15 protein-coding genes are annotated in these 14,464 nt (G+C 62.6%); 12 read left to right on the plus strand and 3 right to left on the minus strand.

Annotated elements, in window-relative coordinates; translation table 11 throughout:
• Positions 1–142: 142 nt before the first annotated feature.
• Positions 143–598 (minus strand): MaoC family dehydratase, encoded by a 456-nt coding sequence (locus EGJ86_RS06365; RefSeq protein WP_125834461.1) that lies wholly within the window; start codon positions 596–598, stop codon positions 143–145.
• A 399-nt stretch (positions 599–997) separates the two neighbouring features.
• Between EGJ86_RS06365 and EGJ86_RS06370 the strand changes: the two genes are divergently transcribed.
• From EGJ86_RS06370 to EGJ86_RS06380, 3 genes are read left to right on the plus strand one after another with little or no spacing between them, the layout of a single operon-like run.
• The gene (locus EGJ86_RS06370; RefSeq protein ID WP_099526355.1) at positions 998–1,357 is read left to right on the plus strand and encodes a CidA/LrgA family protein; all 360 of its coding nucleotides are present in this window, start codon (positions 998–1,000) and stop codon (positions 1,355–1,357) included.
• Positions 1,354–2,070, plus strand: a complete 717-nt coding sequence (locus tag EGJ86_RS06375; protein WP_125834462.1) for an LrgB family protein — start codon at positions 1,354–1,356, stop codon at positions 2,068–2,070. Before EGJ86_RS06370 ends, EGJ86_RS06375 begins: the two co-directional genes overlap by 4 nt.
• A gap of 60 nt (positions 2,071–2,130) precedes the next feature.
• Entirely contained in the window at positions 2,131–2,715 is a 585-nt protein-coding gene (locus tag EGJ86_RS06380; RefSeq protein ID WP_125834463.1) for an LON peptidase substrate-binding domain-containing protein, read from the plus strand.
• A gap of 166 nt (positions 2,716–2,881) precedes the next feature.
• On the opposite strand, the gene EGJ86_RS06385 is transcribed toward EGJ86_RS06380, so the two are convergent.
• Complete coding sequence (locus EGJ86_RS06385; RefSeq protein WP_125834464.1) at positions 2,882–4,198, minus strand: bifunctional DedA family/phosphatase PAP2 family protein; 1,317 nt, start codon at positions 4,196–4,198, stop codon at positions 2,882–2,884.
• Positions 4,195–4,914, minus strand: coding sequence for a DNA-3-methyladenine glycosylase (locus tag EGJ86_RS06390; protein ID WP_125834465.1), 720 nt, complete (start codon positions 4,912–4,914; stop codon positions 4,195–4,197). The genes EGJ86_RS06385 and EGJ86_RS06390 overlap by 4 nt, the downstream gene beginning before the upstream one ends.
• Positions 4,915–5,158: 244 nt before the next feature.
• Between EGJ86_RS06390 and EGJ86_RS06395 the strand changes: the two genes are divergently transcribed.
• The 9 genes from EGJ86_RS06395 to EGJ86_RS06435 all read left to right on the plus strand — a co-directional run bounded on the left by EGJ86_RS06395 (position 5,159) and on the right by EGJ86_RS06435 (position 14,350).
• Positions 5,159–6,424, plus strand: a complete 1,266-nt coding sequence (locus EGJ86_RS06395; protein WP_125834466.1) for a glutamate-5-semialdehyde dehydrogenase — start codon at positions 5,159–5,161, stop codon at positions 6,422–6,424.
• Positions 6,425–7,084, plus strand: a complete 660-nt coding sequence (gene nadD, locus EGJ86_RS06400) for a nicotinate-nucleotide adenylyltransferase (RefSeq protein WP_125834467.1) — start codon at positions 6,425–6,427, stop codon at positions 7,082–7,084.
• Positions 7,085–7,150: 66 nt separating this feature from the next.
• Positions 7,151–7,504: a ribosome silencing factor gene (rsfS, locus tag EGJ86_RS06405; RefSeq protein ID WP_003240193.1), complete on the plus strand. Its 354-nt coding sequence runs from the start codon at positions 7,151–7,153 to the stop codon at positions 7,502–7,504.
• A gap of 9 nt (positions 7,505–7,513) precedes the next feature.
• Complete coding sequence (rlmH, locus tag EGJ86_RS06410; protein WP_013717179.1) at positions 7,514–7,981, plus strand: 23S rRNA (pseudouridine(1915)-N(3))-methyltransferase RlmH; 468 nt, start codon at positions 7,514–7,516, stop codon at positions 7,979–7,981.
• A 10-nt stretch (positions 7,982–7,991) separates the two neighbouring features.
• Complete coding sequence (gene mrdA / locus EGJ86_RS06415) at positions 7,992–9,884, plus strand: penicillin-binding protein 2 (RefSeq protein ID WP_106733488.1); 1,893 nt, start codon at positions 7,992–7,994, stop codon at positions 9,882–9,884.
• Positions 9,885–9,922: 38 nt separating this feature from the next.
• Entirely contained in the window at positions 9,923–11,026 is a 1,104-nt protein-coding gene (gene rodA, locus EGJ86_RS06420; protein WP_177429648.1) for a rod shape-determining protein RodA, read from the plus strand.
• Between the two features lie 18 nt (positions 11,027–11,044).
• On the plus strand, positions 11,045–12,055 hold the full coding sequence (mltB, locus tag EGJ86_RS06425; protein ID WP_099526364.1) for a lytic murein transglycosylase B: 1,011 nt from the start codon (positions 11,045–11,047) through the stop codon (positions 12,053–12,055).
• Positions 12,052–13,065 (plus strand): septal ring lytic transglycosylase RlpA family protein, encoded by a 1,014-nt coding sequence (locus EGJ86_RS06430; RefSeq protein ID WP_106733489.1) that lies wholly within the window; start codon positions 12,052–12,054, stop codon positions 13,063–13,065. Before mltB ends, EGJ86_RS06430 begins: the two co-directional genes overlap by 4 nt.
• 109 nt (positions 13,066–13,174) lie before the next feature.
• Positions 13,175–14,350, plus strand: a complete 1,176-nt coding sequence (locus tag EGJ86_RS06435) for a D-alanyl-D-alanine carboxypeptidase family protein (protein ID WP_099526366.1) — start codon at positions 13,175–13,177, stop codon at positions 14,348–14,350.
• Positions 14,351–14,464: the final 114 nt, after the last annotated feature.

Here is a 14,464-nt window from a genome sequence, read left to right on the forward strand (position 1 = left end):
CGTCCAGGTCGGTGCTTTGCACGCAGTATGCCGCAAGCCTGGATGCTTGCGCTGCATAGCCGCACTGGTTACGGATGCAGGATCGCTCCTGTTCCGGCGCTGGGCACGGGAAACAGGAGCGACTGGAGATGCCTGGGAGGGATCAGACGAAGCAGAGGGTCAGCGGCTCGGCGATGTAGGCAGGTTTCTCCTGGCCTTCGATCTCCAGCACGGCACGTGCCTTGAGCAGCCACTGGCCGGGGTTCTTCTCGTTGGCGTCGACCAGAGTCACCACCAGGCGCACCTTGGAGTTGACCTTGACCGGCTGGATGAAGCGCACGCTGTCGAGGCCGTAGTTCACTGCCATCTTCAGGCCCTGCGGCATGATCATGATCTTTTCCATCAGCATCGGCACCAGCGACAGCGACAGGAAACCGTGGGCGATGGTGGTGCCGAAGGGGGTGAGCTTGGCCTTTTCCGGGTCGACGTGGATGAACTGGTGGTCGCCGGTGCACTCGGCGAACTGGTTGATGCGCTGCTGGTCGATGGTCAGCCACTCGGACTTGCCGAGTTCCTTGCCAACATAGTCCTTGAGCTCTGTTACGGGTACTAACGGCATAGTTCCTCCTTGAGGACGCGGGTGTTTTTCTTGTGTGCGTGAAACCGTTGCGGCCTAGATCATCATGGGGGCGGCATCGGGTCAAGCCTGCCCTGGCGTGATGAATGACGCTGCATAGGCCCGCTCGACGAAGCAATACAGAGGCCAGCGAGATGGCATCACGCCTATAATGGCCGACATGCCTTAATAGATGCCCGGAATCCCCTCCAGTAGGTCGCTGAAAAACTACCTACGTTGCCATTGCTGCGTTAAAAACAGGCTCGGAATGCTCATTTACAACTCGTAAACTGCGCTTCCTCGCCTGTTTTTGTCTTGCACTGGCCGCCTCGCCTACGTTTTTCAGCGGCCTACTCGTAAGCGGCGCTCACGGCCATCGCTCGTTTTTTGGAGACTTCAAACATGCTGCTTCGCGGCCTTTCCTGGCTGGTGCTGTGCCAGTTACTGGGTACCGTTCTCAACGTTCTGCTGCTGCCGATGTTGCCTGGCCCGATCATCGGCATGTTGTTGTTGTTCGTCTTTCTCATGCTGCGTGGCGAGGTGGGGGAGCCGCTCAGCGTTGCGTCCAGCAGCCTGCTCAAATACCTGCCACTGATACTGGTGCCGCCGGCAGTGGGCGTGATGGCTTATGCCAGCGATATCGCCGCCGATTTCTGGGCTGTGGTCGGCGCGCTGGTACTGTCGTTGCTGGTGTCGCTGGCGTTCGCTGGCTGGCTGATGCAGAAATTGATCGAGCGTCAGCAGCGCCAGGAGGACGTATGAGTCCGGATTGGCAGGGCGCCTGGCAGGCGCTGACCCATCACCCGCTGTTCGGCATCGGCATCACCCTGGGCGCCTACCAACTGGCCATGGCCGCCTACGAGCGAACCCGCTGGGTATTCCTGCAACCGGTACTGGTGTCGATGCTCACGGTGATCGGCATTCTGCTGCTGTGCGGCCTGAGTTTTGCCGAGTACCGCAACAGCGTCGCGGCGCTGACTCTGCTGCTCGGCCCGGCCACGGTGGCTCTGGCCGTGCCGCTGTACCTCAACCTGCGGCGGATTCGCCAGCTGTTCTGGCCGATCATCCTGACGTTGCTGATTGCCGGCACCTTCGCCACTGTACTCGGCGCGGGGCTGGCCTGGCTGTTCGGCGCCGAGCGCATCATGCTGATGAGCATGGCGCCGAAATCGGTAACTTCGCCGATCGCCATGCTGGTGGCCGATCAGATTGGCGGCATCGCGGCACTGGCGGCGGTGTTCGTGATGATCACCGGGGTCATCGGCGCCATCGTCGGACCGTCCATTCTGCGTCTGTGCCGGGTTCATCATCCGGCGGCGCAGGGTATGGCGCTGGGCATCACCGCGCATGCCGTGGGTACGGCGCGCGCCCTGCAGGAGAGCGACGAGTGCGGCGCCTTCGCCGCGCTGGCGATGAGCCTGATGGGGGTGATCACCGCCGTGCTGTTGCCGCTGGCGATTGTCATGCTCCTGTGAGAGCCTGCCTGACCATCCCTGATGCTCCGGCAGTCTTGCGTAGATAACAGGCCGTAAACCATGAAGCTCCCGCTGTTCCCGCTCAACACCGTTCTGTTTCCCGGTTGTGTGCTCGACCTGCAGATATTCGAGGCACGCTACCTGGACATGATCAGCCGCTGCATGAAACAGGGCACGGGGTTCGGCGTGGTGTGCATCGTCGAGGGCGAAGAAGTGGGAGAAGCCGCCAGCCGTTTCGCCGCTATTGGCTGCGAGGCGTTGGTACGCGACTTTCAGCAGCGTACCAATGGTCTGCTGGGTATTCGCGTCGAGGGCGGTCGGCGTTTTCATGTCGAGCGCGCCCAGGTTCTGCCGGACCAACTGGCCGTCGCCGACGTGCAGTGGCTGGAGGAGCAACCCAACAGCCCGCTGCAGGCCGAGCATGCTGATCTGGCCGCCCTGCACGCGGCCCTGGCCGAGCATCCGCTGGTGGCTGGCCTGGATATGACCGGCGTGGTCGCCGGTCAGCAGCAACTGGCCAATCAGCTGGCCTATCTATTGCCGCTGGAGCCGGCGCAGAAACTGCAGCTACTTCAGCTCGATGATCCTGCCCTGCGCCTGGAGCAACTGCACGCCATGCTCGAGGTGCTCCAGGGCGATGTCTGAGGCGACGCCTTAGGGTTTGTACGAAAAGTCGTCGAGCGAAGGTCAGGCGAGGCAAAAGCGGGTGAGGAACGGTCGGAGTCGCGGTCGAGTTTACGAGCTGTAAATGAGCATTCCGAACCCGTTTTTAACGAAGCATCACCGAGCGCAGGCACTTTTCGTACAGAGCCTAATAGGAATAGCGCAGTAGTGCGGTGGACAACTGCCAGGTCGCCATGGCGCCCAGCACCGATAGGCAGGCGGGTAAGATGATCCACCACAGGCGCGCCGGCAGCGGCGGCAGCGCTTCCTGGCGCTGACACAGGGCCAGGCTCAGGCCGCATACCGCTGAGGCCAACAGAGCGCCGGCGATAATGTCGCTGGGCCAGTGCACCCCCAGATAGACCCGCGACAAGGCGATCGCCAAGGCAGGCAGGCACGCCACTACCAGCCAGGCCAGGCGCAGGCGTGCCGATTGACCACGGCCGGCCAGCACCCCCAGCACCAGGAAAAAGGCAAAGGCTGCCGAGCTATGACCGCTGGGGAAACTGTACGTCGTTAGCGGTTCGCTCAGCACATCGGGGCGGGCCCGGGCAAACCCATGCTTGAGCGTGGTGTTGCCTAGCGCCGTGACCAGCAGGGTCGAGCCGGCGAAGAGCAGGTGACGCCATTGCCGCGCCAGGAACAGCAAGGCGCACAGCACTGCAGCCGCGGCAAACTGGATATGGAAGTCGCCCAGCCGGGTCAGGGTGCCGATCCATTGATCCAGGTGCGGCTGGCGCTGTTCCTGGACCAAAGACATCAGGCCCTGATCCAGCGCATCGAGGTGCGGCCAGCCGATGATGATGGCCAACAGCAGTAACAGGCTGAGGCCGCCACCGAGCAGGCTGGCCCGCGGCTTTTCCGCCAGGCTGGCTTGAATGGTCAGCAGCAGGATCACGCCAATACCGGCCAACAGTACCGCTGCTTCCGTCCAGAAACCTTCTGCCATCGGCAGGCGCAGAGCCGCGCCGGTCGCCCAGCCCGGCAACAGGTAAGCCACCGCCCAGCCGGCTGCCGCCACCAGGCTGACCAGCATGAAACGCAGCAGTGGCATGTTCAGCATGCCGGCTACCAGCGGCAGCATTGGGCGCAGCGGGCCGATGAAGCGACCGACCAACAGGCTGGCCACGCCGTAATGACGGAAATAGAGTTCGGCACTCAGAATCCACTGCGGATGGTGACGCAACACCGGTAGGCGCCCGATGTTGTGCTTGAAGCGTCTGCCTAGGGCGTAGGAAATCATGTCCCCGCACAGCGCGCCGGTGTAGGCCAGCAATAGCGTCTGCCACAGCGTCAGTATCCCACTGCCGGCCAGCAGCGCGACGCTGAACAGCAGTACCACGCCGGGCAGCACGATGCCCACCAGGGCCAGGCACTCGAGCAGGGCGATAATGAAGATCGCCACCCCCAGCCATTGCGGGTTGCCACTCAGCCAGGTGGTCAGGTTATCCAGCCAGACGCTCATCGTTCTGCTCCTGAAACCCTCAACAATCGATAATCACGCCCTTCGACCTGTCCACGACGCAAAGGGTTGCGTGTGCAGTGACGTGCGTAGGCGGCATCAACGAAACGGTAGGGCAGGTCCTCGTCGCGGCCCTTGGGAATACCCAGGCGCGCGCACTGGATGATCACATGCGGTCGTTCGCCGACATCCTCGACGAACAAGCGCAGCAAATCGAAGCGACGCGCATCCCAGTCCGGCACTTTCAGACCCAGCGCCTTGCAGAGCAGCGTCTGCCCGGCGCACAAGCGCTCGATGGCGCGGGGTTGGTCGAGGCTGCCCAGGTTGTTGCGTTGCATCGCCGCCAGGGCATCGGGGCCGCTGATGGCATCGACCCAGGGATGTGCGGATTTGATCAGCACCGCATTACCAGGCCCGTGAGCACTGAAGTTCAGCGAATCGCCGCCGCGCGCGTAGTACATGTAGATATGCCCGCCATCGGCGAACAGCGCCTTGCGCTTCTCTGTGTAGCCGAGCGATGCATGGCTGCCCTTGTCGACCAGGTAGTAGGCCTCGGTCTCGATGATCCGTGCACTCAGCCACAGCGCACCGACGCGATGGCGGATGACCTTGCCAAGCAATTCGCGGGCGAGCAGCTGTGCATCGCGGTCGAAGAAGGTGTCGGGCAATGGATTGGCATCAGGCCAGGGCAAGCTGAGAGTGGGGTCGGCAGGCTTCATCTGTCGCACGGGGGCTAAGTCTCGGGCGGCGAGCATAGCAACAAGAAGCTTAAAAATGCCTGAACGTTCCAGTGCCCATGATGGCCGCGGTTGCCCACGGCGCGTTACATCGGCTACGTCTGGCATTGCCTGGCATTCATCACCCGGCGGATGGGTTGCCTACCGCTTGCCAGACGCCGCTGGGCGCGGCCTTGCGAGCCCGCTATAATCAGCCCCTTTTTCCAACTGCCAGACCTCCGCCGCCATGACCGAGTCCGTGCACGACTATATGACCCGCCTGGGCCAAGCCGCCCGCCAGGCATCAAAGGTGCTCGCCCGCGCCAGCACCGCGCAGAAGAATCGCGCGCTGCAGGCTGCTGCCAATGCCCTCGACGCCGCTCGCGCCGAGCTGACTGCCGCTAATGAGCTGGACCTGGCAGCTGCCCGCGCCAGCGGTCTGGAGCCGGCCATGGTCGACCGCCTGGCGCTGACGCCGGCGGTGATCGACAGCATGATCGAAGGCTTGCGCCAGGTGGCGACCCTGCCCGACCCGATTGGCGAGATCCAGGGCATGCGCTACCTGCCGTCCGGTATTCAGGTCGGCAAGATGCGTGTGCCGCTGGGCGTGATCGGCATCATCTACGAGTCGCGTCCCAACGTGACCATCGATGCCGCCAGCCTGTGCCTGAAGTCCGGCAATGCCACCATTCTGCGTGGTGGCTCCGAGGCCATTCATTCCAACCAGGCGATTGCCCGCTGCATCCAGCAGGGCCTGGCCGAGGCTGACCTGCCGGCCGCTGCCGTGCAGGTGGTGGAAACCACTGATCGCGCTGCCGTCGGTGAGCTGATCGCCATGCCGAAGTTTGTCGACGTGATCGTGCCGCGCGGTGGCAAGGGCCTGATCGAGCGCATCAGCCGCGATGCCAAGGTGCCGGTGATCAAGCATCTGGACGGCGTTTGCCACGTCTATATCGACGTCGCCGCTGATCTGGACAAGGCGATTCGCGTTGCCGACAACGCCAAGACCCAGCGTTATTCGCCGTGCAACGCCATGGAAACCCTGCTGGTGCACGCTGCCGTGGCGGGCAAGGTGCTGCCGCCGCTGGCCGCCATCTACCGCGACAAAGGTGTTGAGCTGCGTGGCGATGCCGCCACCCGCGAGCTGCTGGGCGGCGATGTGCTGGAAGCGAGCGAGGACGACTGGTTCGCCGAGTACAACGCGCCGATCCTGGCGATTCGCATCGTCGACTCGCTGGATGCGGCCATCGAACACATCAATCATTACGGCTCGCAGCACACCGATTCGATCATTACCGAGAACTTCAGCGATGCGCGGCGTTTCCTCACCGAGGTGGATTCCGCTTCGGTGATGGTCAATGCCTCGACTCGCTTCGCCGATGGCTTCGAGTACGGCCTGGGTGCGGAGATCGGCATCTCCACCGACAAGCTGCATGCACGCGGCCCGGTCGGCCTGGACGGCCTGACCAGCGAGAAGTACGTGGTCTTTGGCGATGGACACATTCGCACATAAATGAACGGACTCGGCGCCCGACGCATCGGCCTGCTCGGCGGTACCTTCAACCCGGTGCATATCGGGCATCTGCGTGCCGCGCTGGAAGTGGCGGAATTCATGGCGCTGGACGAGCTGCGGTTGATCCCCAGCGCCAGGCCGCCGCACCGTGATACGCCGCAGGCAACAGCCGAGCAGCGCCTGGCCATGGTCGAACTGGCGGTGTCTGGCGAGGCGCGGTTGACGGTCGATGACCGCGAGCTTCTTCGCGACAAGCCGTCGTACACGGTGGACACGCTGGAGTCGGTGCGCGCCGAGTTGGCGGTGGACGATCAGTTGTTTCTGCTGCTTGGCTGGGACGCTTTTTGCGGCCTGCCGAGTTGGCATCGTTGGCAGGAGTTGCTGCAACACTGCCATCTGCTGGTACTGCAGCGGCCGGATGCCGACAGCGAGGCGCCGGAGGCGCTGCGCGATCTGCTGGCTGCACGCAGTGTCAGTGACCCGCTGAGCCTGCAGGGTGCAGGCGGGCAAATCAGTTTCATATGGCAGACTCCGCTGGCGATTTCCGCCACGCAGATTCGCCACTTGTTGGCAACCGGCCGCTCGGCGCGATATCTGCTGCCCGATGCGGTACTGGCCTATATCCAGGCGCACGATCTGTACCGTGCGCCCAATGCTTGAAACGCTGCGCATGTGCGCTGGCGTCCATTACACGAGGCAAATGAGTCATTTATGAGCAAGCAGAACATGCCCAGCGAAGAGCTGGTCAAGATCGCCGTGGCGGCGCTGGAAGAGATCAAGGCGACCGATATCACCGTGATCGACGTCAAGGACAAGACCAGCATCACCGACTTCATGGTGATCGCCAGCGGTAGCTCCAGCCGTCAGGTCAAATCGCTGGTGGAAAATGTGCTGGAAAAGGTCAAGGAGCAGGGCGTGCGCCCGATCGGTAGCGAAGGTCTGGACAGCGGCGAATGGGCCCTGCTCGACCTGGGCGACATCGTCGTTCACGTGATGCTGCCGACCGCGCGTCAGTTCTACGACCTCGAGCGCCTGTGGCAGGGCGCCGAGCAGAGCCGCGCGCAACATTCGGCCGAGTAAGCGTAAACCGTGCGGATCAAACTGATCGCCGTCGGTTCGCGCATGCCGCGTTGGGTCGAAGAGGGCTGGCAGGAGTACGTCAAGCGTCTGCCTGCCGAATTGCCGCTGGAGCTGGTGGAAATTCCCCTCAATACCCGCGGCAAGAATGCCGACGTCGCCCGCCTGATCCGTCAGGAGGGTGAGGCCATGCTGAGCAAGGTGCAGCCCGGCGAACGTATCGTCACGCTGGAGGTCCATGGCAAGCCATGGAGCACCGAGCAACTGGCAGCGGAGCTTGATCGCTGGCGCCTCGATGCACGCAACGTCAACCTCATGGTCGGTGGCCCGGAAGGGCTGGCACCGGAGGTCTGCGCGCGTAGCGAGCAGCGCTGGTCTCTGTCGCCTCTGACGTTGCCGCATCCGCTGGTGCGTATCCTGCTCGGCGAGCAGATCTACCGAGCCTGGACCGTATTGTCCGGCCACCCGTACCACAAGTGATCAAGTAGTCATGCCGCAGCCGATTCGCCTCAAGGATCACGAAAAGGACGCTCGCCTGGTCAAGCGCCGGGTGCTCGTCGGCGGCGTGGTGATTATCCTGCTGACCTGCGTGCTGGTCATGCGCATGTACTACCTGCAGGTGATCCAGTACGAGCATCACAGCACCCTGGCAGAGAACAACCGTATCCACGTGCAGCCGCTGCCGCCGACCCGTGGGCTGATCTACGATCGCAACGGCGTGATCATCGCCGACAACCGCCCCAGCTTCAGCCTGACCGTGACCCGAGAGCGTGCCGGTGACTGGCTTAGCGTGCTCGATACAGTGGTCGAGGTACTGGAGCTTAGCGAGGACGAGCGCGCGCTGTTCGAACGCCGCGTGCGCCAGGGGCGGCGTCCGTTCGAACCGGTACCGATCCTGTTCGAGCTGAGCGAGGAGCAGATTGCCCGCATCGCGGTCAACCAGTTCCGTCTGCCGGGCGTCGAGGTGGCTGCGCAGCTGGTGCGGCATTACCCGCAGCAGGAGCACTTCGCTCATTCGGTCGGCTATGTCGGGCGCATCAACGAGCAGGAGCTCAAGCGCCTCGACCCTACCGACTATGCCGGCACGCATCATATCGGCAAGACCGGTATCGAACGTTTCTACGAGGACGAGCTGCACGGCGAGGTCGGCTATGAGGAGGTCGAGACCAATGCCCGTGGCCGCGTATTGCGCGTACTAAACCGCGTCGATCCAAAGCCGGGCAAGGACATCGTGCTCAGTCTCGACGTACACCTGCAGGAGGCGGCCGAGAACGCCCTGGGCGGCCGACGTGGCGCCGTGGTGGCCATCGATCCGAACAATGGCGAAGTGCTGGCGATGGTCAGCCAGCCCAGCTTCGACCCCAACCCCTTCGTCACCGGTATCAGCTTCAAGGCCTATGGTGAGCTGCGCGACTCCATCGATCAGCCGCTCTACAACCGGGTGCTGCGCGGCCTCTATCCGCCGGGCTCGACGATCAAACCGATGGTTGCTGTGGCCGGTCTCGATGCCGGTGTGGTCACGCCTACTTCGCGGGTGTTCGACCCAGGCTTCTATCAGTTGCCCAACCACAGCCACAAATACCGTAACTGGAACCGTACTGGTGACGGTTGGGTCGATCTCAATCTGGCCATCGCTCGCTCCAACGACACCTATTTCTACGATCTGGCGCACAAGATGGGCGTCGATCGCATGCACGATTACATGAGCCGCTTCGGCCTTGGGCAGCGTGTTTCCCTGGATATGTTCGAGGAGACCGCCGGCCTGATGCCTTCGCGCGACTGGAAACGGGCACGTTATCGTCAACCCTGGTATCCGGGCGAGACGCTGATTCTCGGTATCGGTCAGGGCTACATGCAGACCACGCCGCTGCAACTGGCGCAGGCCACCGCATTGATGGCCACGCGCGGCAAGTGGATTCGTCCGCACCTGGCCAAGAGCGTCGATGGCCGCCTGCCGTCAGACCCCAATCCGATTGCGGATATCGTCCTGCGTGATCCCAAGTTCTGGGATTACGGCATTCGCGGCATGGAAGAGGTGTTGCACGGCCCTCGCGGTACCGCGCGCAAGGTTGGTGACAGTTCGGTCTATCGCATCGCTGGCAAGAGCGGTACGGCGCAGGTGGTGGCGATCAAGCAGGGTGAGAAGTACGACCGTAACAAGGTACAGGAGCGCCACCGCGACCACGCGCTGTTCATCGGTTTTGCACCGGCGAACAACCCGCAGATCGCCGTCGCGGTCATGGTGGAAAACGGTGAGTCCGGCTCCGGTGTTGCCGCGCCCGTGGTCAAGCAGGTGATGGATGCCTGGCTGCTGGATAAGGAAACCGGCCAGCTCAAGGCCAAGTTCGCGTTGCCCAAGCCTGCCGAGGTCAGTCAGCGATGATCAGCAATTTCGACCGTACCCTGTCCGACGAGGACGTGCTGCGTCGTCGCGCCAGTCTGCTGCAGCGCATGCACATCGATGGCTGGTTGCTGCTGCTGTTGCTGATTCTCGGCACTGGCAGCCTGTTCATTCTGTATTCGGCCAGTGGCAAGAACATCGACCTGCTGCTCAAGCAGGCGTCGTCCTTTGGCATTGGCATGCTCGCGGTGGTGGTGATTGCCCAGTTCGACCCGCGCTTCATGGCGCGCTGGGTGCCCCTTGCCTACGTGATAGGCGTCGCGCTGCTGATGGTGGTGGAAGTGATGGGCCATACCGCGATGGGCGCCACACGCTGGATCAATATCCCCGGGGTGATACGCTTCCAGCCGTCGGAGCTGATGAAGATCATCATGCCGATGACCATCGCCTGGTACCTGTCGCGGCATAACCTGCCGCCGCGCTTCAAGCACATCGTCATCAGTCTGGCGATGATCGGTGTGCCCTTCGTGCTGATCGTCAAGCAGCCGGACCTGGGCACCTCGCTGCTGATCCTCGCCTCGGGTGCGTTCGTGGTGTTCATGGCCGGCCTGCAATGGCGCTGGATCATCGGCGCCGCCGCTGCCGTGGTGCCGGTTGCGGTGGGCATGTGGTACTTCGTCATGCATGACTACCAGAAACGCCGCGTGCTGACCTTCCTCAATCCGGAGAGCGACCCGCTGGGGGCGGGCTGGAACATTATCCAGTCCAAGGCCGCCATCGGTTCCGGCGGTGTATTGGGCAAGGGCTGGTTGCTGGGTACTCAGTCGCACCTGGATTTTTTGCCGGAAAGCCACACGGACTTTATCATTGCCGTGCTCGCGGAGGAGTTCGGCCTGGTCGGCGTCTGCCTGTTGTTGCTGCTCTATCTACTGCTGTTGGCGCGTGGCCTGGTGATCACCGCTCAGGCGCAGACGCTGTTCGGCAAGCTGCTGGCCGGGGCGCTGACCATGACCTTCTTCGTCTACGTATTCGTCAACATCGGCATGGTCAGCGGGCTGCTGCCGGTGGTTGGGGTTCCGCTGCCCTTCATTAGTTACGGCGGAACCCATCTGGTCACGCTGTTGTCAGGCTTCGGGATATTGATGGCGATCCACACCCACAGAAAGTGGATCGCTCAGGTTTGATTTGGGGGTTATGGGTTAATGCATTCTCTGCGTAGTTGGGCTGCTCGTACGTTGATGGGAGTCGGTATCGCCGGCGTGTTCGGCACTGGCGCTCAGGCGCTGGCGGCCGATTACGACGGCTCGCCGCAGGTGGCCGAGTTCATCGAGGAAATGACCCGCGACTATGGCTTTGCCAGTGAGCAACTGGTCAGTCTGTTCACCGAGGTCGAGCGTAAGCAGGCGATCCTCGATGCCATTTCGCGTCCGGCCGAGAAGGTCAAACCCTGGAAGGACTATCGCCCGATTTTCATCACCGACAAGCGCATCGCTCAGGGTGTGGAATTCTGGAACAAGAACCAGGCTGCGCTGGAAAAGGCCGAGGCCGAGTACGGTGTGCCGCCGCAGTTCATCGTCGCCATCATCGGCGTGGAAACCTTCTACGGCGGCAATACCGGCAGCTGGCGGGTAATGGATGCGCTGTCGACCCTGGCCTTCGACTACCCGCCGCGCGCACCGTTCTTCCGCAAGGAATTGCGCGAATTTCTGCTGCTGACTCGTGAGGAGCAGGTCGATCCGATCAGCCTCAAGGGCTCTTACGCCGGTGCCATGGGCTTGCCGCAGTTCATGCCGAGCAGCTTCCGTGCTTACGCCGTGGACTTCGACGGCGACGGCCATATCAACATCTGGAGCAACCCGACCGATGCCATCGGCAGTGTTGCCAGCTATTTCAAACGTCACGGCTGGCAGGCCGGCGGCCAGGTCGCCAGTCGCGTCGAGGCCAGCGGTGCTCGCGTCGACGAAGGCCTGACCCAGGGCCTGGACCCGGTGAAGAGCGTCGCCGAACTGCGTGCGCTGGGCTGGAAGAGCCAGGACAAACTGGCAGAAGACCTGCCGGTGACCGCATTCCGTCTGGAAGGCGCGCAAGGCGACGAATACTGGTTCGGTTTGCCCAACTTCTACACCATCACCCGCTACAATCGCAGCGTGATGTATGCCATGGCAGTCAACCAACTGGCCGAACTGCTGGTCGAAACGCGGGGTAATCGATGAGTGCGTCCAAACTGCTGCCGCTGGCAGCCTGCGTAACGGCAGCGCTGTTGCTGGCGAGCTGCTCCTCCAATCGGGCACCGCAGCCCGCGGTGGTGCCCGGTCAGTCGGCCGGTATCTCTGGCCCGGATGATTTCAACCGTCCACACAGGGATGGCGCACCCTGGTGGGACGTCGATGTCTCGAAGATTCAGGACGCCATCCCCATGCCACATTACGGGCCGGTCAAAGCCAGCCCCTATGTGGTATTCGGCAAGCAGTACTACCCGATTCAGGACGCCCGTCGCTACCAGGCGACAGGGCCTGCTTCCTGGTACGGCACCAAATTTCATGGCCAGGCCACTGCCAACGGCGAAACCTACGATCTGTACGGCATGACCGCAGCGCATAAGACATTGCCACTGCCCAGTTACGTGCGCGTGACCAACCTGGAGAACGGCAAGGTCGTGATCCTGCGGGTCAATGACCGTGGGCCGTTCTACTCCGACCGCATCATCGATCTGTCCTTCGCTGCCGCGAAGAAGCTCGGCTATGCCGAGAAGGGCACTGCGCGGGTCAAGGTCGAAGGCATCGACCCGCACGAGTGGTGGGCGCAGCAGGGTCGTCCGGTGCCATTGGTGCTGGCCAACAATCAGCCGGCCAAGGCAGCTGTGGCTCAACCCGTCGCGCAGCCCGTGCCGCAGGTCGTCGAGCAGTACGCGCCGCCGCCCGCACAGCACGCCGCTGCGGTGGTGCCCGTGCAGATCGACGCAAAAAAAAACGATTCACTCGGAGCCTCTGGCCTGTATCTCCAGGTGGGAGCCTTCGCCAATCCGGACGCTGCGGAGCTGCTCAAGTCCAAGCTGAGCCAGACCAGCAGTGTGCCGGTGTTCATCAGCTCAGTGGTGCGCGACCAGCAGATTCTGCATCGGGTGCGCATGGGGCCGATCAGCAACCAGGGCGAGGCTGAGCAACTGCAGAGCAGTGTGCGCCTGGCCAACCTGGGGCAGCCCACGCTAGTGCGTGCCGACTGATGGCAACTTAACCGGTGTTTGCCGGACTAAATCCGAGGCTCGCCTATTGGCGAGTCGAAAGATGGCCCTACGGGGCCGTACAACCCATGCAACGATTTTCGAGAGACGGATGAACATCACCAGCTTCGTGCAACGTGCTTCACTGGTTCTTACCCTTCTGGCCGCGCCACTCGCCATGGCCAACCAGCAGGTGGTGCCTGCGGCGCCGCAACTGGCCGCCAAATCCTATGTTCTGATGGACGCCGCCAGCGGCAACGTCCTGGTCGAGAACAACGCTGACCAGCGCCTGCCGCCGGCCAGTCTGACCAAGCTGATGACCGCCTACATCGCCACCCTGGAAATCCGCAACGGCAAGATCGGCGAACAGGATCTGGTGACCATCAGCGAGCATGCCTGGCGCACCGGTGGCGCCGCGTCCGGTGGTTCCACCATGTTCCTGCCGCTGAACAGCCAGGCCACGGTCGACGATCTGCTGCACGGCATCATCATCCAGTCCGGCAACGACGCCAGCATCGCCATCGCCGAATACATCGCCGGCAGCGAAGACGCCTTCGCCGACATGATGAACACTACCGCCGAGCGCCTGGGCATGAAGAACAGCCACTTCATGAACGCCACCGGCCTGCCGCACCCGGAGCACTACTCCAGTGCCCATGACATGGCGATCCTGGCGCGCGCGATCATCGACGAAGACGCTGAGCACTATGCGATCTACTCGCAGAAAGAGTTCCTCTGGAACAACATCAAGCAGCCCAACCGTAACCTGCTGCTGTGGCGCGACCGTACCGTCGATGGCCTGAAAACCGGTCACACCTCGGAGGCCGGCTACTGCCTGGTGGCCTCGGCCGTACGTGATGGTGCGCGCATGATCACCTCGGTATTCGGTACCGACAGCGAGCAGGCCCGTGCGGCGGAAACCCAGAAGCTGCTGACCTATGGCTTCCGCTTCTTCGAAAGCCGCACCTTCTACCAGAAAGGCGCAGAGCTGGCTCAGGCCACCGTCTGGAAGGGCGCTACACACCAGGTCAAGGCGGGGCTGGCAGAGAACCTGACCATCACCATGCCCAAGGGCCAGTTGGAAAAACTGCAGGCCAGCATGATCATCAACCCGCAGCTGATCGCACCGATCCAGCAGGGCGATGTGATCGGCAAGGTCGAAGTCAAACTGGGTGACGACGTGGTGCGCAGCACCGATCTGGTGGCGCTGGAGCCGGTAGAAGAGGGCGGCCTGCTGCGTCGTCTGTGGGACAGCATTCGACTGTTCTTCTTCGGCCTGTTCAACTGACAGTCACCGCTGAAAGCGACCTGCGTTGTCGTCATGGCATTGAAACCGGCTGAAGCAGTGCCCATTTACGTGCTGTAAGCCATGCCTCTTTTAGCCCGCCGCTCCAACCCGGAG

The organism is Pseudomonas sp. o96-267, assembly GCF_003935465.1.
Classification (GTDB): domain Bacteria; phylum Pseudomonadota; class Gammaproteobacteria; order Pseudomonadales; family Pseudomonadaceae; genus Aquipseudomonas; species Aquipseudomonas sediminis.